Source organism: Desulfovermiculus halophilus DSM 18834 (assembly GCF_000620765.1).
Taxonomy (GTDB): domain Bacteria; phylum Desulfobacterota; class Desulfovibrionia; order Desulfovibrionales; family Desulfothermaceae; genus Desulfovermiculus; species Desulfovermiculus halophilus.
This window is the reverse complement of sequence record NZ_KK211185.1, coordinates 153023-176621: the sequence shown is the minus strand read 5'-3', so window position 1 is coordinate 176621 and position 23599 is coordinate 153023. Positions and strand designations below refer to the sequence as shown.

Here is a 23599-nt window from a genome sequence, read left to right as displayed (position 1 = left end):
TGTGGGTTTGTATGAAAATAATGCTCTAAGGTCTTGTTTTTACAGGATGTGTTATTTTCATGCTTCGTTGTGTCTGCGCATTGGCAGGCATGTGGGTTTGTAAGGAGTTCAGGATAGATCCGAACCCCGGATAATCAACGAAAAAAGGGCTGGAACCTGCTCTCATCAGCAGGTTCCAGCCCTTTCTCCTTACGATCATGTATCTCGCTGGGATGAATTCAGAAAAGTGCCGGTCTAAGCCCGGTTGCCGTCCGTCATCGGTCGTCCGATACAGAAGTAGGCAAAGCCTTGACTGGCCAGGTGCTCGGGGTGATAGAGGTTGCGGCCGTCGAATATGACCGGTGCGGTCAGTCGGCGCTTAATCCCGGCAAAGTCCGGATTGCGGAACTGGTTCCACTCCGTGGCCACAGCCAAGGCATTGGCTCCGTCCAGCATCTTGTAGTGGTCATCTTCTATCTGCACCCGGGGGTTATCTGCATACCTCTGCCCGGCCCGCTCTCCGGCCTCCGGATCAAAGGCCCGTATCTGCATGCCCTGCGCGGCCAACTCATCGATCATGGCCAGAGCGGCCGATTCCCGGATATCGTCGGTGTTGGCCTTGAACGAGAGCCCCCAGACGGCCAGGGTCTTTCCGCCCACCCCCCCCTGGGGCTGGAAATACTCTTTGATTTTGGCAGCCAGGCTGGTTTTCTGCCGCTGATTCACCTCGTGAACCGCAGTCAAGAGCTGGGGCTCGTAGGCGTGATTCTTGGCGGTGTTGATTAGAGCCTGCACATCCTTGGGAAAGCAGGATCCTCCGTAGCCCATGCCCGGGTAGATGAACTCATACCCGATCCGGTGATCAGCGCCGATCCCCAGCCGCACTTCCCGGACATCAGCGCCAACCTGCTCGCAGATATTGGCCACCTCGTTGATAAAGGAAATCTTGGTGGCCAGCATGCAGTTTGCGGCGTACTTGGTCATCTCCGCACTGCGCACAGACATGACCATCAGCTTGTCCCGGCTGCGGGCGAAGGGACTGTACAGGATCTTGAGCAGTTCGGCAGTGCGCACGTTGTCCGTGCCCACAATCACCCGGTCCGGCTTGAGAAAATCGCTGACCGCATCCCCTTCTTTGAGAAACTCGGGATTGGAGACCACGTCAAACTCTATGTTCGCCCCGCGAGCTGTGAGCTCATCTGAGACGATCCGGCGCACTGCATCCGCAGTGCCCACCGGAACCGTGGATTTGGTGACCACTATCTTGTAGTCGGTCATGGTTTGCCCGATCTGCCGGGCAACTGCGCTTACCGCGCGCATGTCGCAGGAGCCGTCGCTGTCTGAAGGCGTACCCACGCAGATAAAGGCAAACAGGCTGTCCTCCAGCCCTTTTTCCAGCGAGGTGGTGAACGTCAACCTGCCGGCATGAGCGTTTCGCTGCACCAGATCTTCCAGACCGGGCTCATAAATATGGACCTTGCCCTGCTGCAGGCGGCTGACGATCTCTTGATTCACATCCACACAGACCACCTGATTGCCCATCTCGGCGAAACAGGCGGCCGTGACCAGCCCCACGTAGCCGGTTCCAACAATACAAATATTCATCAGTCATTCTCGTTTTTTTGAGCCTTTCACTCAGCAATGCCAACTTGTGATGCAGGGAAGTTACCGAAAGGACTGGCGGTTGTAAACATGGTTCGAGGAGAGGAGATCAGGTCATGGTTTTGCCATATCAAAGATGATCTTTATCTTGTGTTCTGTATCTATAGTTGAATACGTTTTTAACGTAATATTACATTTCTTTCCACGTAATATTAACAGGTGTCGAAGGACTAGGGACATATATATCATCACTCATATTGTCAACATAATTAAACTCTAATGTTCCGCTGAAATCAACATCACTATCATCTACTTCTGCTCCAGCAACTATTGAACCATGAACAAGACTTGACCCTTTCCTTATAAAACTTCCATTACACCAAAAAATACCATAACTATCACTACTTCCATTAAATGTGATGTCATTCATTGCGATTATGGTTGTAGAAAGTTTTTCATTATCTTCCCATGAGGAATGACCCTTGAATTCGATTGAACCCTCTGAAATTATTGTTAAGCTCGCTACATCAGTTCCTGATTTTATTGTTACGTCTCCATTGACATATATGATTGGATTTTCAGAAGAAGTGTCATTCCATACATTGTCTACCAAGCTTTGATCAATTTCCTCTCCGCCTGAAAGAACTTCATCGGCATCAAATTCACTTGGTATATTATCAGATGTTACCCTTGGTATATGTATTTCATATTCTTCACCAAAAGCAATAGTTCCATTCACATCTGCATCAATCTCGGACTCATAAACAGATGTAACTTGACCATCAACTGCCCCTCCACCAACTCCTGTTTGAGTTATATTTCCATTGGCATGTAGATTTCCATCAATATTTACAACCCCATTGATATTTATATTGCCTCCCGAAACAATTCCTTGCTTAAATGCATAATAAGGTTTATCCTTAATTTGAAAACAAGTTGAAATAGTTGCTTTTGTATCCGAGTCAGTTTCATCCTTTCCCGTCGATATAAAACAGTATCTATTACTATCAGCAGGATTTTCACTTAATGGATTTGGATATAAGAATATAATACCTTCAGATCTAGCATTATCAACATTCAATGTTGCACTTAAGTCCAGTCCATTCAACTCGTCCTTATCAATTTTGATCCCTGGTAAATCAAGAGTACTATTTATTAAACCTCTCTTGATTCCTGTCAAAGCAAATCTTACTCCAGATTCAGCATTATAAAATGCATTAGCCTTTAGTTTCATATTTCTGGCGATAAGTAGCTCTGTATTGGTTAAGGTCAGAGCGGCCGTGCCCAAGATGGACAGAATGACCAGGACTAGGACTGTGACCACAAGGGTTGATCCCTCTTGATTTATCTTTGTCTCAGACATTTACCACACCTTATCAAGCTCAAATTAAATGGAAGCTAATCGATTCTCAGGAGTCTTTGCAAACAAAGCGAAGCAATCTCGGGGTGGCAGAATGAGATTGCCACGCACCTTTCAGGTGCTCGCAATTTAGGACATTTCAGTAAATTACGACGAATTCCTCAACCCAGGTTAGATTTAAATCATTCAGCTCTTAAGGTGTCCAAAGAAATATTCTTTTCATCTCCATAACTGGACCAACTAACGGTAACCTTACAATAGGTTGTTCCATTCACCGGATTACTTGCTGTAGAATTGTAATTCCACTCATATCCATTGAGATTTCCACTTCCACTACATGCCTCATCGCCGTATAAAAACTCATCCAGCTTTGTTTCAGCAACGTTCAATGCCCGGCTCATTTTTCTAGCTTGGGCATTCCCTTTGGCTGCTGTGGACAGCATGGTCATGACAGACAGTATGCCGACAACCAGAATGACCATGGACACCAACACCTCGATTAAAGTCAAGCCATCGGAGTTGTTCTTAGCGTAATATGGCATTAATCTTCCAGGCAGGCGTTTCTTATGTAGACAGTCCGGTTCATGCTTAAATCAGGAACATTCAATTGAGAATTATCGGCATAAGATGCCAAATAAATGGTTACATAACTAATATTGTCTAGATTTTTAGCTATCCCCTCACATCCATTCTCAGGATTACAATATTGAATATCAAAAGACCTAACATTGGGCATAAGTGGCTGAACTGTTGCATTATTTTTCTTGCGCCCCAATGCATTATCTCCATATGTTTCACTGTCATAAACATAATAGCTATAGCTCATTGTTGCATTCTCTTGTTCATCAAAAAATGACAGCATTACCTTGTGTTCACTCGATGCATTTTTATTTATGCCAACAGTGTCATTTTGTTCAGAGCCATATCCAGCCATCCGGATATCATGGGTTAATAAGCTCATTGCTGCTCTAAGTCTTTGCTCTATCTTAACTAATTTGTTTTGTTTAATATATATTTTGTTATTTGAAATAAATACATTATAAACAGCACCCAAAACTATTCCCGAGATCACAAGTGTAACAAGCAGCTCAACAATAGTGAATCCACCTCGGAACCAAATAGATATATAATTCTGATTTTTATTCATATTTATTTTTAATATCTATATATCCAGTTTCATTAATTGTTATTTTTATCTTTTCATTTTCAATATTTCTTAATATAATATTGCCTTGGGTATTAGGTAATCCATATTGATCGAATATGACATAATTATATGATGTTTCTGAAGACATGACTACATTCTTTGGTATATAATTTTTCATCAGAATTAATTCATCCCCGTCTTGTTCATGGTTATCACTGTTACCACCACCAGCCCCATTATCAATGAAGGCAACATAAGATCCAATACCACCTGAAGGGGAAGATTCGTCTGTATCAAACACAACTGTCACATACTTGTTGACTTTTATAGCCTCGGTCTTTGCCTTGTGCAAATCAGCCACCAGAGTTCTCACTGCAGCATTCAGCCTATAATCCGGGATATACTCGCTTAAAGCGGACATACTCATGCCGGCCATGATGGCCAGGATGGCGATGACCACCATCAGCTCCATCAGGGTCAGGCCTGTGTGGCCGCCATGAATGTTCTTTAATTGACGCATGAAGCTATATCCGTTCAGAAGCTGACCCTACATCGAAAATTGGGGTTTTTCCGACTTTCCCGCGCAGGCGGGTTCCAGAGACTGCGACAGCGGGTCCAGAAATGATCAATGTTCGGTACGCAAGTTGCCCCGCCGGGTTTTCCTTGAAACAGGGATCGATTCTTCAGTCGCTATGCTCTTTCAGAATGACAAGAGGACGGAACTGCAAAAAGTCAATTGATGTCAATGGTAAGCCAAAGTATAGTCTCTAACCCATTGATTCTTCAGTCTTCGCCCCCCGCAGTTTTATCGTTCCCACGCTCTGCGTGGGAACTCTTTTGGACGCTCCGGCGTCCAGAAAGAGACCGCGGGAGCGGTCAGGATAAGCTCCCACGCAGAGCGTGGGAGCTATAAGTAATCGCCTGGCTCTTTGCAGGCGTTTGTTGTACCCAGACTGTCGTTGTAGTGGTAATTCTGCCTTTTGCAGGCGTATCAAGTGGGGGCATAACACCCTCCGGCGGGCAGCCATTCTTATGGTTGCCATCGGACCGTGATTCTTTTGTCTGTCATTCTGAGCGAGTATGCGAGCGAAGAATCCCTGGTCAAAATGAATAATAGCCCCGGTTCTGTCTGTAATTTTATGCACTGCATTATGCTCCAGCCTTGACCAAGGTGTCAAATTCTCGGATTTGATGCCAGCTGGCTCGGTATACTTTGTGTACAAAAGCCATTATTTTGACTATAGCCGTACCAAGGCCCAGGGTTTCAAGGGAAAAACTCTTGCATTCTCCGGTTCCAGGCCTTGACAAACCGCACCCCTTGCCTTTTAGAACTGTGGCGGACAGGGAACACTTTTCAAGGAGACGACAATGCCGGACCTGATCGTCAATGTCGACCATATTGCCACTATCCGCCAGGCCAGACTGGCCCATGAACCCGATCCGGTCCATGCCGCCCATCATGCCGAACTTGGCGGGGCTCACGGGATCATTGTCCACCTGCGCGAAGACCGCCGCCACATTCAGGACCGGGATGTGAGGCTGCTCACCCAAACCCTGGGCACCAAGCTGCACCTGGAGATGGCCGCCACCCGGGAGATGCAGGACATCGCCCTTCAGGCCAAGCCGCACATCGTCTGCCTGGTCCCGGAAAAGAGGCAGGAGCTGACCACTGAGGGCGGGATGAATCTCTTGGGCCGGGAAACAGAGCTCCAAGAGTACCTCCAGCCCCTGCACCAGGCCGACATCACCTCCAGCCTGTTTATCGATCCGGATCCGGATCAGATCAAAGCGGCCGCAGAGATCGAGGCCGAATACATTGAGCTGCATACCGGACATTTTGCCGATGCCGAGACCAGAGCCGGCAGGGACAGGGAGCTTGATCGGATCAAGGAGGGCCTGGCCCTGGCCCACAACCTTGGACTAAAGGTCAATCTGGGTCACGGACTGACCTATGCCAACATCCATGCCTTTGCCCACATGCCAGGGGTTTCCGAGTTCTCCATCGGTCACAGCATTGTGGCCCGGGCTTCCCTGGTGGGCATGGAACGCGCTGTGCGGGACATGCTGGATATTATCCGCGGATTCTGCTGAACAAAGGCATATGCGATGATCGTCGGCCTGGGAGTGGATGTGGTTGAACTGGAGCGTATTGAGAGAATATGGAACCGGCACGGGACCAGATTTTCAACCAGGATACTGACCTCTGCCGAGCTCCAGGCCTTGCCTTCTGCTTCCCCTGTCGCCTATCTGGCCGCCAGGTTTGCGGCCAAGGAGGCCGCGGTCAAGGCTCTGGGCACCGGATTCCGGGGTGCTATTACATTTCGCTCCATTGCTGTTTACAATCTTCCCCAGGGACAGCCACAGCTCGCACTCAGCGGCCAAGCCGCAGAGGCAGCCCGGGCAGCGGGTGCCGGGAGATGGCATATCAGCCTCTCCCACTCCCGGCATACAGCATGTGCGGTGGTCATCCTGGAAGGTGAGGAACACTACAGCGATAACTAAGGCATGACCAAACCTTGAAGGAGCCAGGCGGGCGCCTGGCGATTAATTATAGCTCCCACGCTCTGCATGGGAGCCTTCCTGACAGCTCCCGCGGTCTCTTTATGGACGCTGGAGCGTCCATAAAGAGTTCCCACGCAGAGCGTGGGAACGATAAAATAGTGAAACGACGGAAACGGCATACTGCTCTTATCTTTCGCTGTAATGATAACACTTCCAAGGAAAATCAGGCTATTAGAGCATTATCTTCATAAGGCCCCTTAGCACACCAAGGATGCGCCATGTATCGTCCCTTGCCCACGCCGGATGAGATTGCCGTATGGGACCGCTTGAGCATTCATGAGTTCGGCCTGCCCGGGCATCTGCTCATGGAAAACGCCAGCCGCGAACTCCTGCATGTGCTGCGCACAGAAGCAGGACCGCTGGAAGGCAAACGGATCGCCCTCTTTGCCGGCTCCGGGAACAATGGCGGTGATGCCTTTGCTCTGTCCAGGCACCTGGTGGATCAGGGCGCCGTCTGTCTGGTCCTCCACAGCAGGGACCTTGACGCCTATTCCGGAGAGACGGCATTTCACCTCGATCTGGCCGACAAGGCCGGGGTAGCCATGACCCCGCTAAAGGGCTACAACCTGGAAGGGCTGTGCATTCCGGATATTATTGTCGACGGCCTGTTGGGTACCGGTTTCCAGGGGGAGCTGCGGGAAGACTATCAACAGTGGATCCAGTGCATAAACAGGTTGGGTCGAAAATGCTTTGTTCTGTCCATCGACATCCCGTCTGGGATCAATGGATACACCGGGCGTCCCAGCCCCACAGCCGTAAAGGCCGATGTAACAGTGACCTTTGCCGCAGCCAAGACCGGACTGCGTATGCCGGAGGCCAAAGAATTCTGCGGCCGGCTGCATATTCAGGACATCGGTCTGCCTCGATCCATACAGGAACAGAATCCCCCCTCCTGCTATGAACTGGATGACCAGGCCCTGTCCCTGCTTCCCAAGCCTTCCCACCTGGCCCACAAAGGCAGCCACGGGCACGTTCTGATCCTCGGAGGCTCCCCCGGTCTGACCGGCGCTCCGGTCCTGGCCGCCCTGGGCGCTCTGCGTTCCGGAACCGGCCTGGTCACTGTGGGCTGTCCCAGGGGATTGATCTCCGAGATTAAGCAGGGCTGGCCGGACATTATGACCATGGCCCTGGGACCGGGGTCGCAATGGACCGAGGGCTGCATGGCCGACCTGGCCGATGTGCAGTCCTTTGACGCTGTTGTCCTCGGTCCGGGACTGGGGCGGACTGATGGAGCTATGGACTTTGTCCGCTCCTATGTTCACACCGATCATCCCCCCACGGTCTTTGATGCCGACGCCCTCTTTGCCCTGGCCCAAAACCCCGATCTGACCGCCCACCTCCCTGCAGACAGTGTGCTCACGCCCCATCCTGGGGAAATGGCCAGGATCTGCGGCCAAGGTGTGGAGGATATTGTGGCCAAGCGGATAGAAATAGCCAGAACCTGGAGTCAAAAGCTGCGGTCCACGCTGGTTTTGAAAGGAGCGGGCTCAATTGTTGCCGCCCCTGAACAGACAGTGCGTCTCTGTTCCGAGGCCTGGCCGCATTTGGCCCTTGGAGGCTCTGGGGATGTGCTTTCCGGAGTTATCGCCTCTCTGCTGGCTCAGGGGTTGAATCCATTTCCTGCGGCCTGCGCCGGAGTGTTCTGGCACGGAGCCACAGGCCGGGTCCTGCACAAGGATTTTCCGTTTCGCGGACATCTTCCTCAGGATATCGCCCATACCCTGCCCCGGGTTCTTGAACTTTTGGACAAACCCAGCTAGAAATGTATGTTTCCGCTCTGGGCCGTCCCGAATGGACGGAAAGGCTTTTTCTCGCTTCGAGCAGGAGCCAGCCTCTTGGGCGCAGCAATTGCCCCGACCATCTCCACCGGGCACAAGACATTGCATCTGCATCAAACTTTTGAATAGACAAAACGGTGGCATATGAAGATTTCGGAAATCATGACCACGGACGTGATGACCGTCCAGCCGGGGACAAAGATATCCCAGGCAGCCAGCCTGCTCCTGGACAATCATATCAATGGATTGCCCGTGATCGATGCCGAAAACATCCTGGTGGGCATCATCTGCCAAAGCGATCTCATTGTGCAGCAGAAAAAGCTTCCTCTGCCCACGGTATTCACCCTGCTTGACGGCCTCATTCCCCTGACTTCCATGAGCCATTTGGAGAAAGAGGTTCAAAAAATGGCCGCCACCACGGTGGAACAGGCCATGACCAAAGATCCAACCTCGGTTTCTCCAGATGCCGAGCTTGAAGATGTGGCCGATTTGATGGTCAAGAAGAACTTCCACACCATTCCCGTGGTCCAGGACGGCAAGCTGGTGGGCATTGTGGGCAAGGAAGACGTGCTCAAGACCATGCTCAAATAGACCGCCTTGTCGCTATCCAAGTGGCCATAATGAGCCGGGGCGAGGGCATGAGAGTCCATCTGGACACCGAGACTGCATCGCATCCACGCAACTCTCCCAATATGCCTATCCGCACAACACAATATGCAGTGCACCCTTTCCAATCTTGACCAAACCGCAGAGCTGGGGCACACCTTGGCCCAGATCATCATTTCCAAGGGCCCCTGCCCTGTGCTGATCTCCGGGCCCCTGGGAGCGGGCAAAACAACATTGATCCGCTGTGTGGTGGAAAACCTCCCGGGAGGTGACCAGGCGGAAGTCAGCAGCCCGAGTTTTAACCTGGTCAATATCTATTCCACCAGACCGGAAGTGATTCATGCCGATCTGTACCGCCTGGGCCGGGCCGGCATGGATGAGGCCCTGGCCGAATGCCTGGATACGGAATACGCGGCCCTGTTCATCGAATGGGCGGAATATCTCCCCTGGAGCGAACTTCCAGCAAACTATCTGCGGCTAACCATTGAAATGGCCGGGCAGGACCGGCTCATCCGTTTTCAGGCCCGCGGGGACCGGGCTGAAGATTGGCTGCACGCCCTGGGTGAAACAGGCGCACTGCACAGTGGATAAGCGGTCATGGATCAGGCTTAGGTCCCGATTTTTATTCTGAACAGGAGCATCGCATCGTCATGAAGGTTGTCGTCCAAAAATTCGGAGGTACATCGGTGGCCGACCTGCAATGCATGCAGCAGGTCCAGGCCAAAGTGCAGCGCAAACTGGATCAAGGCTACAGGGTGATCGTGGTCCTCTCGGCCATGGCCGGGGAGACCGACCGCCTCTTGAAAATGGCCAGAGAGTGGTCTGATACCCCGGCACCGAGCGAGCTGGATGTCCTGTTGACCACCGGGGAACAGATCTCTGTGGCCCTTTTTTCCATGCTCTTGCAGAATAGCGGGATCAAGGCCAGGTCCATGCTTGGATTTCAGATTCCGATTCACACCGACCCGAGCTACGGCCAGGCCAGGATCCTGGACATCAATGCCGAACAGCTCCACGAGCTGCTGGAGCGGTACAACGTTCTGGTCGTGGCCGGTTTTCAGGGCTGCGACTGCAACAACCATCTGACCACCCTGGGGCGAGGGGGATCGGACACCAGCGCCGTAGCCCTGGCTGGGGCCTTAAACGCCGAGGTCTGCGAGATCTACACCGATGTCGCAGGGGTATACACCACAGATCCGAACATATGCGCCCAGGCCAGAAAGCTGCCCAGAATCGCCTATGATGAGATGCTGGAGATGTCCAGCATGGGGGCAAAGGTGCTGCAGATCCGTTCCGTTGAGTTTGCCAAGAAATACAATGTCCCGGTTCATGTCCGGTCCACTTTTTCCGATGAACCAGGGACTCTTCTCGTGCAGGAGGATGAAGATATGGAAGCTGTACTGGTTTCCGGCATAGCCTACGACAAGGACCAGGCCCGAATCACCCTGGTGGATGTATTCGACGAGCCCGGCATTGCGGCCTCGGTATTCGAGCCCTTGGCTTCGGCCAATATCATTGTGGACATGATTGTCCAGAATCCCAGCCGGGAGGGCCGCACGGACATCACCTTTACCGTCCCCAGGGGAGACCTGGACCGGACCATGCAAGTCATCGACCGCCTCAAGGAGAACCTTGGAGCCCGGGCCATTCTCCCGGACACCAAGGTGTGCAAGGTCTCCATCATCGGGGTGGGCATGCGCAATCACTCAGGGGTAGCGGCCATAGCCTTCAAGGCCCTGCAGTCCGAAGACATCAATATCATGATCATCAGCACCTCGGAGATCAAAATCTCCTGCCTGATTCAGGAAAAATACACCGAGCTGGCTGTACGCACCCTGCACGAGGCCTTCGGCCTGGATCAGGAACCGGCGGCTGCTGAATCATAGCAATGACCCTTGAGATAAGCTCGCTTCTTGTAGTCGCTCCCAATGCTGGTCATTTCAATTCGTGATCCTTGAAAGCGCTCGATCCAGATCCCGGAAAATAAAAAACTTACATCGATACAGGTTATGACTTCCAAAATCACGGTATACGACACTACCCTTCGGGACGGCACCCAGGCCGAGGACGTCCATTTCTCCACTGAAGACAAGATCCGGGTGACCCAAAAGCTTGATGATCTGGGCATTGATTTCATCGAGGGGGGATGGCCCAGCTCCAATCCCACAGACGAGCTCTACTTTCAGGAAATCAAGCACTACAGCCTGAAAAACGCCGTTGTGACCGCCTTTGGCAGCACGCACAACCCCAAGGCCACCCCGGAAAACGACCAGCACTTCAACCTCCTGCTCCGGGCGGCAGCATCGGCGGTCACCCTGTTCGGAAAGACCTGGACCATCCATGTCCAGGAAGCCCTGCGGACCACTTTGGAGCGAAACCTGGAGCTCATCCACGACTCGCTGGCCTATCTTCGGCCTCACGTCCGGCACCTCTTTTTTGATGCCGAGCACTTCTTCGACGGCTTCAAGGATGACCCGGACTATGCCTTGAGCTGCCTGCACCAGGCCAAAGCCGCGGGCGCGGACGCCCTGGTTCTGTGCGATACCAACGGCGGGTCCATGACCTCGGAGGTCAGGGACATCTTCACCCGGGTCGCTCAAGAGTTTCCGGACACCCACCTGGGCATCCACGCCCACAATGACTCGGAACTGGCCGTGGCCAACTCCCTTGAAGCGGTCCGGGCCGGGGCGACCCACGTGCAGGGCACCATAAACGGGGTGGGGGAACGCTGCGGCAACGCGAATCTCTGCTCCATCCTGCCCAGCCTGGAGTTGAAGATGGGATACACGGCCCTGCCCCAGAATCACCTGGAGCGCTTGACTCCAGCGGCCCACTATATTTCCGAAGTGGCCAACATCCGGCCCTTTGCCCGCCAGCCCTTTGTGGGCAGGGCGGCATTCGCCCACAAAGGGGGGGTGCATGTCAGCGCTATCCGCCGCAACCCCAAGACCTACGAACATATCCCGCCCGAGTCCGTGGGCAACAAACAGCGGGTCCTGCTCTCCGACCTGGCCGGACAGAGCAATATTCTGTTCAAGGCCAAGCAGTACGGCATTCCCCTGGAGAAGGACGATCCCTTTGTCCTGGAACTACTGAACAAGATAAAAACCCTGGAAAGCAAGGGCTTTGAATTCAGCGTCGCCGAGGCCTCATTCGAGCTTCTGCTGAACCGGACCCTGGGCCGGGCCAGGCGCTATTACTCCCTGCTCGGGTTTAGGGTCATGGACGCCAAGAATCAGGAGAACGGAGAACCTTTCTCCGAGGCCACGGTCATGATCCAGGTTGGAGGCGAGGTCGAGCACACGGCCGCAACCGGCCGAGGACCGGTGAACGCCCTGGACAACGCCCTGCGCAAGGGACTGGAAAAGTTCTACCCCAAGCTGCATGAAATGAGCCTGCTGGATTTCAAGGTCCGGGTCCTCTCCCCGAACCTGAACGATGCCCCCGGGACCGCCTCCCGGGTTCGGGTGCTCATCGAGTCCGGGGATCATAAATGCCGGTGGATGACCATGGGGGTATCCTTCAATATTATCGAGGCCAGCTGGCAGGCCCTGGTCGATTCGGTGAACTACAAGCTTTTTAAGGACGATCAGGAAAAGCTGGCCAGGCTGCAGGCACAGGAGAATGCCTAAGGCACAGGATTCACACGACGTATCAGTCCTTGACAGCATGGTGCGCAGTGTATAAAAATTAATGAGATTTATTCTCAATATTACTCAGGAGTCAGTTGTGAATCCGATTAAGAACCTTCGGGTCACCCCCCAGCGCAGAGTCATCCTTGAGGAGCTGCGCAAGGTACGTTCCCATCCAACCGCAGACGAGCTCTACGAGATGGTCCGCAAAAGGCTGCCCAAGGTCAGCCTGGGGACCATTTACCGCAATCTGGACCTGTTGTCCTCAGAAGGCATCATCCAGAAGGTGCAGGCCGGAAACAGCCAGATGCGGTTTGACGGAAATCCGCATCCGCATATCCATATCTGCTGCACCAACTGCGGTCGAGTGGCGGATGTGCACTCCGGACCGGATACCGCGGCCCTGTGCCGGGAGATTGATACCGACTTCACCATCCTCAGCTGCAATGTGCTGGTCTATGGGGTTTGCCCCGAGTGCTAAGCTCAGGAAAACACCTCGTATACTTGAAATGCTCGGGCTTAAATGCTGCTGGGGCTGTAAACCATAGAGCCAAGGAGGGCTGTCATGAATCCGGTGGAAATCAAACCCGGAGTGTACTGGGTCGGTGCCGTGGATTGGAACCTGCGCGACTTTCACGGATATTCCAAATCGTCACGGGGCACCACCTACAATGCCTACCTCGTCCTGGACGACAAGGTGACCTTGTTCGACACCGTGGACTCCAGGTTCACTTCAGAGCTTCTATGCCAAATCGCACAAATTATCGACCCGGCCAAGATCGATCAGATCGTGGTCAATCACTGCGAGCCTGACCACAGCGGATGCCTGGCCGAGATTGTGGACCGGGTCCGGCCAGAAGTCATGTATGTCTCCAAAATGGGCAAGCAGTTCCTTGACGGCCGCTTCCACACCCACGACTGGCCCCTGCATGTGGTCGGAAACAAGGAAACAGCCTCTCTGGGCAAGCGCACGGTCCAGTTTCTGGAGACCAGGATGCTCCACTGGCCGGACAGCATGGTCTCCTATATCCCTGAAGACAAGCTCCTTATTTCCCAGGACGCCTTCGGCCAGAACATAGCCTCCAGCCAGCGCTTCGACGACTGGATCCCATGGCCGGAGCTCAAGTCCTATATGGCTCACTACTACGCCAATATCATTCTCCCCTTTTCCGCCCAGGTCCCCAAGGCCCTGCAGGCTGTCCAGGAGCTGGGCTGGGATATTGACATGATCGCCCCGGATCACGGGCTGGTCCTCAAGGACAACGTGGCCAACACCCTGGCCGCCTACCAGGAGTTTGCGGCTCAACAGCCGACAGCCAAGGCCGTCATAGTCTACGACACCATGTGGAAGTCCACCGCCATGATGGCCGACAGCCTGGCTTCGGGACTGAGTGCGGAAGACATCGAGGTCAAGCTTTTTGCCATCAAGAGCTGGCATCATTCCGACGTCATGGGCGAAGTCTGGGACGCCGGGGCCGTACTGGTCGGATCGCCGACCCACAACAACGGAGTTCTTCCCCTGATCGCCGACATGCTTACCTATATGCAGGGCTTAAAGCCCCAAAACAAGATCGGCTATGCCTTTGGTTCCTACGGCTGGAGCGGCGAGGCCCCGAAAAAGATCGCCCAGTGGCTGCAGGACATGGGCATGGACCTGCCTGAAGAGCCGGCAGGCATAAAGCATGTCCCCACCCACGATCAGGCCAAGGACCTCTTTGCCGTGGGCCAGCGCCTGGGCAGACAGATCAAGGACCGGGCCACGGGTTCAAGGTAGTCGGCCACACGGATATATACCAACCCACATGCCCGCCACGGCGCAGGCATGTGGTTTGGTATGAAAAACTGTTATAAGTTATTAGTTGGGATAATCCAAATCGAAATCGGGATCGGTATCGAAATCGAAAGAATATGTCATTCGGTGCAGCAGGAACCCTCAGTTTAAGGAGATCGATCCCGATCCCGATAGCGATTACGAACCCGAAGAAAAAAATCACAACAAACGGATGCACTGGACGCTCATTCTTCGCGCCAGTAATCCTCAGCCTTATCAGGATTCGATTGGGTAACCACTCCCAGTCGGTATCGGTATCGAAATCGTTTGTATGCCTCGTTAGCGAAAACGTGCCCGCCTTGGCGGGCATGCCGATTTGTAATTGCATTTCCTGGGTCGAGGAAACGATTTTCTGAACATATTCATCCTGTCCAATGCCCCCATCCTTTACCGCCCAATACCTGACTGTCCGCTCCACAGCTCAAAAGCTCGCTCAACAGCCGGAACAGGCCGGTTTGGAAGACATCGACCTCCTGCACCGGGTCCTCTCTGATCCCACCCACAATCGGCAGACCTGCGCCCACTTCCTGTACCTGGAAGCAGCCACTGCCTTGAGCGGCTTCGTATCCCGCAGCTCACCCGGACATTTGCGTTCCCGGGCCTGGGAAACCCTGCATGCATTCGCCGCCACGAGTACCGGATCGACCACCCTGGCCGCGGCCCAGGCCTTGGGGAGCCTGCCCCTGAGCATCACTCCCCCGCAGCAGCCCGCTCTGGACCTGGAAGACGGCCCTCCACGGGATATTCATTCTCTGATCAGCCGGGCGGGCATGTCCGAGCCAAGGATTACCCGGGCCGGCCGCAGCCTGGTGTGCACCGACCCGGCCCTTCCCGGCCGGATCCTGGTTCTCAAAATGGCCCGGACAGAGGGCCAGGGCTATGATCTGGCCAATGAGGCTTGGTGGATGCAGTATCTGGGCGCAGACAAGGACCTCCTGCCGGATCAGCACATCCCGGTTCCCCTGCGGGGCTGCTTGCGGATCCAGCGCACCTCACGGATCACAGCCTCGGGCGGTGAATCACTCCCGGATGCACCATATTGCCTGCCCTATCTGACCACCCCGGCCTACTTCACCTATGCTTTGGACCCGGCCCCTGAACGCAACCTGGACTTTACCTGCTTTGACCGAGTACTGGCCAAGGCAGCCAGGGGATTCGGGCAGCTGAGCAGGCGGGGGATTGTACATACAGCCCCCATTCCCCTGTTTCACAACCGGACTCAGTCCGGACGCCGGGACGACCAGGGGGTGTATGTCTGGACCAGGGGAGGACGCCTGGACCGGTGGTTCGCATCCTGTCTGTATCCGAACTTCGGCCTCTCCGGACTGCGCGATTTCGAGCATCTGCAGCCCTGGTCCGGCAGCTCCCGGCATCTCTTTCACCACCTGGGGACCCAGATCCTCAGTCTCATTTTGGCGGCCGGGAGCTGGTTCCGGCTCCAGGACCCGACCTGTATGGGGCTGACCCCGGACAGGGAACCAGTGGATGCCAGGCATCTTTTTGATCCCCAGGCCTTTACACAATTGCTCAAGACCATTGTGCGGGAATATTCGGCGGGATTTCTGGGCGCTCCCCTGGATGCGGAAACCTTGGACTGCGATGAGACGGCCAAGGCGCTGATAGAGCCCCTGGGAGTGGACCGGCATATGACCGAGGTGCTCAGGGCCCGGGATCAGCTGCAATACACCGGGCAGGAATTCACCGCCCTGCTCAGATCCAAGGCCCTGGCCCCAGACATGGATTGTGCCCCGGGTGAACAGGATATCACTCTGGTCACCGGCCCCCATTTGGGAGAGTTCAACAGCCGGATTTCAGCTCCTGAGCTTATCGGCTTTACCGCTGCGGTTGCCGGGCAGTGCATCGCCCGGGCCTTTTTTCAGGAGCTGGCGGACCGGGAGGAAAACTGCTTGGAATACAGCCGGTAATACTCCCCTCCCGCGGCCATCAGGGAGGCGTGGCTGCCCTGCTCCACGATCCTGCCTCCGGACAGAACAATGATCCGGTCCGCATCGATGACCGTGGACAGTCTGTGGGCAATGACGAATGATGTCCTGCCCTGCATCAGGTTCTCCAAAGCCTTCTGTACCAGCTGCTCGGCTTCGGCATCCAGAGCGGATGTCGCTTCGTCCAGGATAAGAATCGGGGCATCCTTCAACAGAGCGCGGGCTATGCACATCCGCTGCTTTTCCCCTCCGGACAGACGCCCCCCGAGCTCACCAATGACCGTGTCCAGGCCGTCAGGAAGGCTGTGGATGAAATCGTACAGGTAGGCTGACCTTGCTGCATCCAGGATCTGCTCCTGGGTGGGGTTGTCTGTTCCGTAGGCTATGTTGGCCCTCACTGTATCGTTGAACAGAATCGGTTCCTGGGTGACCACCCCGATCCGGCTTCGAAGCTCAGAGACAGCAAAGCTGCGGATATCGATCCCGTCGATTCTGACGGTCCCGGACGTTGGATCGTAGAACCTGGGGATCAAATTCACCAGGCTGGTTTTGCCTCCCCCGCTGGTCCCCACGATCCCCAGCCGTTCCCCGGGCTGGACCTGAAGACAGATATCCTGCAGGACAGATGTATTCCCGGCGTAGGCAAACCCGACATGATCAAAAAATACGGTGTGCGGAGGCGGAGGCATGGGCACGGGATCCCTCGGCTCCACGATCTCCGATTTGGTCTCCAGGATGTCGAATACCCGGTCGGCTGCGGCCATGCCCCGCTGGACTGCGTTGTTCAACTTGCTCAGTTTTTTGATCGGAGCGTACATCATCATCACAGCGGTCATAAAGGAAAAAAAGGTCCCCGGAGTGGAGTCCCCGTGAATGACCCCATATCCGCCGTACCAAATGACCAGGGCCATGCCGATGCCTCCGAGGAACTCCATGATCGGAGAACTCAAGGCCTTAATCCGGTAGGTCTTTATCTCATACCGATAGTATTTCTGATTCTTGTTCAAGAAACGGGCCTTTTCCTGGGGCTCCATGCCGAAGGCCTTGACGATCTTGTTTCCGGCAAAGGTCTCGTGCAGAAACGCATTCAAGTCGGCCATGGATTCCTGGCTCCTGGTGCTGAAGCGCCGAATCCGGCGTCCGAACTCGTAGATGGGGAAAAAGGCCACCGGCAGGACCACCATGGCGATCAGGGCCAGTTGCCAGTCCCGGTAAAAGATAACGAAGACCAGACCGACAATGGTAAATACGTCCCGCAGGGCCCCGGTGACCGCGGTGGACACCATGGTCTTGATGATGTTCACATCGTTGGTGATCCGGGACATGAGAACCCCGGTCTTCTGCTGCTGAAAAAAGGACAGGGACAGGTCGGAAATCTTGGCGTACAGGTCTTCGCGCAGCTGCTTGATGATGTTTTCCCCCACGTATTGCATGAGGTATTCCTGGCCGAACATGGCCACGCCGCGAAAGACGTAAATGAGGAGGACAAGAATGGGCATGAGCAAAAGCATGCGCTCATTTTGCTTCATGAAGATGTCATCCAGGATCGGCTTGACGATAAAGGCCGTCCCGGACGTTGTTGCCGAGACCACAAGCATACAGAGCATGGCCAGGGCCAGCTTGCCCCAGCTTTCCCGGACATAGGCCAAAATGCGCTTGTGTCTGGGGCGAAGGTGAAATTTTGCTCCAAGTCCCATCGTGATTCTACGCCTTGTTTTTTACCGACCTCTGACTTCTGCCCTCTGATCTCTGACCTCTGATCTCTGACCTCTGTCTTCTGATCTCTGTCTTCTGTCCTCTGACAAGAGCACAAACCAAAGGCAACCCAAAATGACCGCCCCTGACCGGCATGTCAAGAAGTCGAGACCACTGCCGAATGCTTGACGATGCGCCGCATATGGCGGATACAATGTAGATCGGGGCTCAGAGCTTTCGGATTTTGACTCCCGGGTAGGTCCGCATTAACCTGTGCCTTTTGTATCACAATGCATCCCGACATCTCATGAATACTGCTCAAAGGATCATCCTCCACCTGGACATGGACGCCTTCTTTGCGTCTGTGGAACAGGTGGACCAACCCAGCCTGCGGGGGAAGCCGGTCATAATCGGTGGCCTCTCCGATCGGGGCGTGGTCTCCACTGCTTCCTACGAGGCCAGACCGTACGGCATACACTCGGCCATGCCCATGGCCACGGCCCGCAACCTGTGCCCCCACGGGATCTTTCTTTCCGGCCGCAGACGGCGATACGCCCAGATCTCCCGCCAGATCATGGCCATCCTCCAGGACTGCTCCCCGGTCGTGGAAAAGGCCTCCATCGACGAGGCCTATATGGACCTCACCGGCTGCGAACGACTCCTGGGCCCGGCTGAAGACATTGCCCGAAGCATCAAAGACCGCATCTTCCACCAGCATGAACTGACCTGTTCCATCGGCCTGGCCCCGAACAAGTTCCTGGCCAAGATCGGCTCAGACCTGGACAAGCCGGATGGCCTGCGGGTCATTCCTCCGGCCTCGGTCCCGGAGTTCATGGCCTCCCTCCCTGTTTCCAAGCTGCCCGGCGTAGGAGCCAAAACAGTTGCCCGGCTGCATGAACTGGGCATTTCGACCTGCGGCCAGATCAGTCAGTTTTCCCTGGAGTTCTGGGAAGCCAAATGGGGAAAGCGGGGGCGGGCACTGTTTTATCTGGCCCAGGGCCAGGATGACGGACAGGTCGTACCCAGACGGAAAGCAAAATCCTGCGGAGCCGAGGACACCTTTGCCCGGGATACGGCGGATCGGGAGACGATCAAGACCTGGCTGCTGGAACAAAGCGAAGAGGTCGGCCGCTCTCTGCGGAAAATCAAGAGCCGGGGAAGGACAGTAACCCTGAAGATCAAGTTCAATGACTTCCAAACCGTTACCCGCAACCGGACCCTGGCCCAACCCACGGATTGCACCCAGGTCATCTACCGAACCGTCTGCGGCCTGCTGGATGAGATGCGCCTTTCCAAATCCGTGCGCCTCTGCGGGGTCAGCGTTTCCCAGTTCCAGGCCAGACAGTCCCAGCTCTCCCTGTTTCCGGAGCAGAACTCCCCCCGGGACCGGAACCTGGACCAGGCGGTGGATACTATCACGGCCAAATTCGGGAACCGGGCCCTGGTCCGAGGGGCTGTGCTCAGCCTGCAGACCCGCGAACCGTCAGAGCCAAAGGAGACAAAATGATCGAGAAGGTTCAGGACCCAGTGTACCGGATCACTGTGCCCATGCCCAACAACCCCCTGAAGTATCTCAATGCCTACGTCCTGTACGGAACAGAGCGCAGCTGCCTGATCGACACCGGCCTGAACCGTGATTCGTGCTGGACGGCGCTGAACCAGGGGCTGCAGGAACTGGAGATAGATATCTCCAGACTGGATGTCCTGGTCACCCATATGCATTCCGACCACAGCGGGCTGGTCCCCAGGCTGTATGCCCAGGGGGCAGGGATATACATGAGTCCTCCGGACGCGGAGGTGATCACCCGGCCTTTGGACCTGGAGACCATACAGCGCTTTGCCCTGCTCAACGGACTGCCCGGCGACCAGCTGAGCCAGGCAGTGGACGCCCATCCCGGATTCAAGTACCGGCCCCAGGGTCCGGTTGAGATTCAAGCCCTGGGGGAAGGAGACAGGATCGAATATAACGGGCTCACCCTGCACTGCCTGCTCACTCCAGGGCACACCAGGGGCCACCTCTGCTTCTACGAGCCGGACCGCAAGCTGCTCTTTGCCGGAGACACGCTGCTGGAGGAAATCACCCCCAACATCTCCCAATGGGTGCCGGGGGAGGATCCCTTGAGCCACTACATGCACAGTCTGGATCGCCTGCAGGACCTGGAGGTTTCCCTGGTTCTGCCCGGGCATAGACGGTTGTTTTCAGACCATAGACGCCGGATCCGGGAGATCAGGGAGCACCATGTGCAGCGCCTGGAGGAGGTCAGGCGGATCGTTTGGGACCAGCCGGGGCACGGCTTCGATATAGCCTCCGGCATGACCTGGGATTTGGACACCACGGACTGGAACAAGTTTCCCCTGGCCCAAAAGTGGTTTGCAACCGGCGAGGCCCTTGCTCACTTGAGCTATTTGGAATCCCGGGGCGAGATTCACAAAACCAGGTCCGGACCGCACCAGATATGGAGCCCGGCCTCCTGCACATGAGGGCCAGAGGCTCTGTCTTTACCTTGGTGCTCGGCCATCAGGCGAAACGGGGCGTGCGCTTGTGCACAAAGGCCTGCACGCCTTCGGCAAAGTCCGGATCAGACCAGGCCCGGACCTGACGCACGGCTTCTTCTTCAAGGTGCCGGCTCAGATCGTTGTCCGCGCTGGCCTTGAGCAGGGCCTTTATGGACCTGATCGCGCCCTGCGGGCCCCCGGCCAGCCTCCCGGCCATTTCCCGAACCTGGTCCTGGAACTCCGTGTCCGGAACGACAGAGGTAAAGAGTCCCAGCTCATAAGCCTGGGAAGCCGACAGGGTACGGCCGGATAGCATCAGCTCCATGGCCCGGTGCATGCCCACCACCCGGGGCAGCAGCCAGGACGCAGCGCTGTCCGGAACAGCAGCGATGTTCACAAAATTGGGGGCGAATCTGGCCGACTCGGCAGCAATGCTCATGTCACAGGCCAGGACCAGGGCGGTTCCGGCTCCGGCGGCTACTCCGTTTACTCCGGCCAGAACCGGCTTTTCAAAATGCCAGAGCTTTTCGATCAGGCCCCCGGCCAGATCCACAATCTCCCGTTTCTTGGGCTGGTCATCGGCCTCCATCAGCCAGGCGAGGTCGCCCCCGGCACAAAACGCAGGGCCGCTTCCGGTCAGGACCAGAACCCGCACCCGGTCGTCCTTGGCCGCCTGATTCAGGACCTGCTCCAATTCCCGGGTCATGGTTTTGTTGATCGCATTGTACTCCTTGGGCCGATCCAAAGTGATCAGACCCAGGCCAGAACCTGGATGTTCATACCGACACGTCTGCAGTTGCATTGGTCCTCCGATATTCCGCATGGGATGTACATGAGCCTACTGTCCGAACGGTAAGCACCGAGAGAAAATACCCGGACCCTGCGTGGCGTTCAACCACGCAGGGTCCGGGTGTTCCAATAATGGCGCGCCAGGTCGGCAGTCATGTGTATGAAAAACTGGTTCTTCGACGTAGCTTGTGGATTTTTGGAGTTTGCCATCTCTTCTGTATGCAATTCCACTTTCTGGGTCCAAGAGCCGAAAAACTGTTATGAGTTAATAGTTGTTGCCGGACGCTTTGCGCCCGGCAACAACGCCCCGCGGATAAGATCCGCTGGATGCTCGGCGCAAAGCGCCTCACAACCAGCGGATCCAGCAGTCTCGGCCTGCGGCAAACTGCGTTTGCCTCCGGCCTCGCTCCTGATCCGCGGGGCGTTATCAGGATCCGGTTGGATAATCACTCCCAGTCGATATCGAAATCGGTATCGAAATCGTTTGCATGCTTCGTCAGCGCAAGCCTGCCTGCGCCTTGGCAGGCATGTGGGGTAATAGAAAAGACCCCTGTTTCTCAACTGGTGAAGGTCCCTTTGAACTCTGGCTTCCGCTTCTCCAAAAAGGCAGTCGCTCCCTCCTTGGCGTCCTGGCTGACGAAGCTGGTGGCGAATGCCTCGGCCTCAAAGGCGCAGCCTGTCTTCAGGTCCACCTCCACGCCCCGGTCAACGACCTGCTTGACGGCCCGCAGGGCGACTCTGCCCTTGGAAGCCATTTTTTTGGCCGTCTTCATTACGGAATCCTTGAGCTCGTCGTGGGGAAACACCCGGGCCACGAGACCGAGATCCTTGGCCTCCTGGGCCGAGATCTGATCCCCGGTCATGCACAGCTCTTTCGCCTTGGCCCTGCCCACCAGTCTGGACAGGCGCTGGGTTCCCCCGAATCCTGGAATGATACCCAGATTGATCTCCGGCTGCCCGAACTTGGCCTGATCGGAAGCATAGATGAAATCGCAACTCATGGCCATTTCACAGCCTCCGCCCAGGGCAAAGCCGTTCACGCAGGCTATGACCGGAATGGGCAGCTCTTCCAGGGCAAAGAAGACCTTTTGTCCTTCTTCGGCAAAATGCTTGGCTTCCAGGGCGTTCATCTTGGGGAACTCGGATATGTCTGCACCGGCCACAAAGGCCTTGTCTCCGGCTCCGGTAATCACCATGACCCGGGCCTCCTCGGTACTGCGGATCTCTGCCACGGCCTGCCCCAGCTCCTTCAAGGTATCCGGGCTCAAGGCGTTGAGCACCTTGGGGCGGTTAATGGTCACCACCGCCACTCCGTCCTGGATCTCCAGCCCTATGTTCTGATAAGCCATACGCGTTTCTCCTTGTGTTTCCGGAACCAATGCGGCCGGGGCGGAAATCGCCCCGCACTCCCATCCATTCTGTTGGAGGCAACATTGCCATGGAGAAGACGAAATTTCAAATCCTTCCACTTTGGGGACACCTTGACGTCCAGGCCGCTCTGACGTCATTGTACATTCTTCCGGGGGGCACTTCCAAACTCAGATGCCTGCCAAAGCGCAGGCGCAACCAAGCATGAAAAATTTTGTTTCTTCGACACAGAAAGTGGAAGTGCATACAGCAGAGACGACAAACTCCCAAAATCCACAGGTTAGGTCGAAGAACCAAAATTTTCGTGGTCTTCCAGTAGACCGTCCGGCAAACCTCAACCCCGCATAGAGACTATGAGCAAACGACTGAGCATTGACGACTTTCGGATCAGCCTGGATCTCCCGGTCCAGTGGGGGGACATGGATGCCTTCCAGCATGTGAACAACGCACGCTTCTTCCGCTTTTTCGAGTCCGCCAGGGTGCATTACTTCCACACCACCGGCCTTGGGGACTATTTCGCGGGATCCAGCCTGAGCTTCATCCTGGCCAAGGCCGGCTGCACCTATATCGCCCCATTGACCTATCCGGACAGCATAGCCGTGGGCTGCCGGACGGTGCGAATCACCCCCTCCCATCTGGAGCAGCAGTACCTGATCCACTCCAGCAAGCTCCAGACCGCGGCTGCCCTGGGAACAGCCAGCATTGTGGCCTTTGACTATGAATCCATGCACAAGGCCGAGTTCCCGCCCCGGCTTCTGGACATTATCTCCCGGCATGAAGGGCTCGAAGTGGAGTCCGCCGGGTAGGCGCG

General features: G+C 55.3%; 21 protein-coding genes. 13 read left to right on the top strand and 8 right to left on the bottom strand.

The window, feature by feature from the left end; translation table 11 throughout:
* Positions 1 to 234: 234 nt before the first annotated feature.
* From N902_RS0115135 to N902_RS18970, 5 genes are all read right to left on the bottom strand, one after another.
* On the bottom strand, positions 235 to 1584 hold the full coding sequence (locus N902_RS0115135) for a UDP-glucose dehydrogenase family protein (protein WP_027371585.1): 1350 nt from the start codon (positions 1582 to 1584) through the stop codon (positions 235 to 237).
* 187 nt (positions 1585 to 1771) lie between these two features.
* On the bottom strand, positions 1772 to 2944 hold the full coding sequence (locus N902_RS19895) for a pilus assembly PilX family protein (RefSeq protein WP_153304255.1): 1173 nt from the start codon (positions 2942 to 2944) through the stop codon (positions 1772 to 1774).
* Between the two features lie 179 nt (positions 2945 to 3123).
* Positions 3124 to 3483, bottom strand: coding sequence for a type IV pilus modification PilV family protein (locus N902_RS0115130; protein ID WP_027371584.1), 360 nt, complete (start codon positions 3481 to 3483; stop codon positions 3124 to 3126).
* Complete coding sequence (locus N902_RS0115125; RefSeq protein ID WP_027371583.1) at positions 3483 to 4088, bottom strand: PilW family protein; 606 nt, start codon at positions 4086 to 4088, stop codon at positions 3483 to 3485. The genes N902_RS0115130 and N902_RS0115125 overlap by 1 nt, the downstream gene beginning before the upstream one ends.
* Complete coding sequence (locus N902_RS18970; protein WP_027371582.1) at positions 4081 to 4608, bottom strand: GspH/FimT family pseudopilin; 528 nt, start codon at positions 4606 to 4608, stop codon at positions 4081 to 4083. Before N902_RS18970 ends, N902_RS0115125 begins: the two co-directional genes overlap by 8 nt.
* An 848-nt stretch (positions 4609 to 5456) precedes the next feature.
* Between N902_RS18970 and N902_RS0115115 the strand changes: the two genes are divergently transcribed.
* The 10 genes from N902_RS0115115 (at position 5457) to N902_RS18290 (ending at position 16422) form a co-directional block, all read left to right on the top strand.
* The gene (locus N902_RS0115115; protein WP_027371581.1) at positions 5457 to 6179 is read left to right on the top strand and encodes a pyridoxine 5'-phosphate synthase; all 723 of its coding nucleotides are present in this window, start codon (positions 5457 to 5459) and stop codon (positions 6177 to 6179) included.
* A gap of 15 nt (positions 6180 to 6194) precedes the next feature.
* On the top strand, positions 6195 to 6590 hold the full coding sequence (locus tag N902_RS0115110; RefSeq protein WP_027371580.1) for a holo-[acyl-carrier-protein] synthase: 396 nt from the start codon (positions 6195 to 6197) through the stop codon (positions 6588 to 6590).
* A gap of 278 nt (positions 6591 to 6868) precedes the next feature.
* The gene (locus N902_RS0115105) at positions 6869 to 8410 is read left to right on the top strand and encodes a bifunctional ADP-dependent NAD(P)H-hydrate dehydratase/NAD(P)H-hydrate epimerase (protein ID WP_027371579.1); all 1542 of its coding nucleotides are present in this window, start codon (positions 6869 to 6871) and stop codon (positions 8408 to 8410) included.
* A 162-nt stretch (positions 8411 to 8572) separates the two neighbouring features.
* The gene (locus N902_RS0115100; protein ID WP_027371578.1) at positions 8573 to 9019 is read left to right on the top strand and encodes a CBS domain-containing protein; all 447 of its coding nucleotides are present in this window, start codon (positions 8573 to 8575) and stop codon (positions 9017 to 9019) included.
* A gap of 123 nt (positions 9020 to 9142) precedes the next feature.
* Entirely contained in the window at positions 9143 to 9625 is a 483-nt protein-coding gene (gene tsaE / locus N902_RS0115095; protein ID WP_027371577.1) for a tRNA (adenosine(37)-N6)-threonylcarbamoyltransferase complex ATPase subunit type 1 TsaE, read from the top strand.
* Positions 9626 to 9684: 59 nt separating this feature from the next.
* On the top strand, positions 9685 to 10920 hold the full coding sequence (locus tag N902_RS0115090) for an aspartate kinase (RefSeq protein ID WP_027371576.1): 1236 nt from the start codon (positions 9685 to 9687) through the stop codon (positions 10918 to 10920).
* Between the two features lie 123 nt (positions 10921 to 11043).
* Positions 11044 to 12666, top strand: coding sequence for a citramalate synthase (gene cimA, locus N902_RS0115085; protein ID WP_034623150.1), 1623 nt, complete (start codon positions 11044 to 11046; stop codon positions 12664 to 12666).
* Between the two features lie 97 nt (positions 12667 to 12763).
* A complete protein-coding gene (locus tag N902_RS0115080) occupies positions 12764 to 13147 on the top strand; it encodes a transcriptional repressor (protein WP_027371574.1) in 384 nt (127 codons plus the stop codon).
* 84 nt (positions 13148 to 13231) lie between these two features.
* On the top strand, positions 13232 to 14440 hold the full coding sequence (locus N902_RS0115075; RefSeq protein ID WP_027371573.1) for an FprA family A-type flavoprotein: 1209 nt from the start codon (positions 13232 to 13234) through the stop codon (positions 14438 to 14440).
* A 431-nt stretch (positions 14441 to 14871) separates the two neighbouring features.
* A complete protein-coding gene (locus N902_RS18290; RefSeq protein WP_051564660.1) occupies positions 14872 to 16422 on the top strand; it encodes a SidJ-related pseudokinase in 1551 nt (516 codons plus the stop codon).
* Here the strand turns inward: N902_RS18290 and N902_RS0115060 are convergent.
* Complete coding sequence (locus N902_RS0115060; protein WP_027371571.1) at positions 16374 to 18137, bottom strand: ABC transporter ATP-binding protein; 1764 nt, start codon at positions 18135 to 18137, stop codon at positions 16374 to 16376. The two genes, N902_RS18290 and N902_RS0115060, sit on opposite strands and share 49 nt — an antisense overlap.
* A 305-nt stretch (positions 18138 to 18442) precedes the next feature.
* On the opposite strand from N902_RS0115060, the gene N902_RS0115055 reads away from it, so the two are divergent.
* Positions 18443 to 19642 (top strand): DNA polymerase IV, encoded by a 1200-nt coding sequence (locus N902_RS0115055; RefSeq protein ID WP_034623149.1) that lies wholly within the window; start codon positions 18443 to 18445, stop codon positions 19640 to 19642.
* Positions 19639 to 20616, top strand: a complete 978-nt coding sequence (locus N902_RS18285; protein WP_051564659.1) for an MBL fold metallo-hydrolase — start codon at positions 19639 to 19641, stop codon at positions 20614 to 20616. Before N902_RS0115055 ends, N902_RS18285 begins: the two co-directional genes overlap by 4 nt.
* Positions 20617 to 20653: 37 nt before the next feature.
* On the opposite strand, the gene N902_RS0115045 is transcribed toward N902_RS18285, so the two are convergent.
* Both N902_RS0115045 and N902_RS0115040 read right to left on the bottom strand, forming a co-directional pair.
* Positions 20654 to 21433: an enoyl-CoA hydratase/isomerase family protein gene (locus tag N902_RS0115045; protein WP_027371569.1), complete on the bottom strand. Its 780-nt coding sequence runs from the start codon at positions 21431 to 21433 to the stop codon at positions 20654 to 20656.
* 544 nt (positions 21434 to 21977) lie between these two features.
* Entirely contained in the window at positions 21978 to 22769 is a 792-nt protein-coding gene (locus tag N902_RS0115040; RefSeq protein ID WP_027371568.1) for an enoyl-CoA hydratase/isomerase family protein, read from the bottom strand.
* A gap of 372 nt (positions 22770 to 23141) precedes the next feature.
* Between N902_RS0115040 and N902_RS0115035 the strand changes: the two genes are divergently transcribed.
* Positions 23142 to 23594 (top strand): acyl-CoA thioesterase, encoded by a 453-nt coding sequence (locus N902_RS0115035; RefSeq protein ID WP_034623147.1) that lies wholly within the window; start codon positions 23142 to 23144, stop codon positions 23592 to 23594.
* The last annotated feature ends 5 nt before the right edge of the window (positions 23595 to 23599 follow it).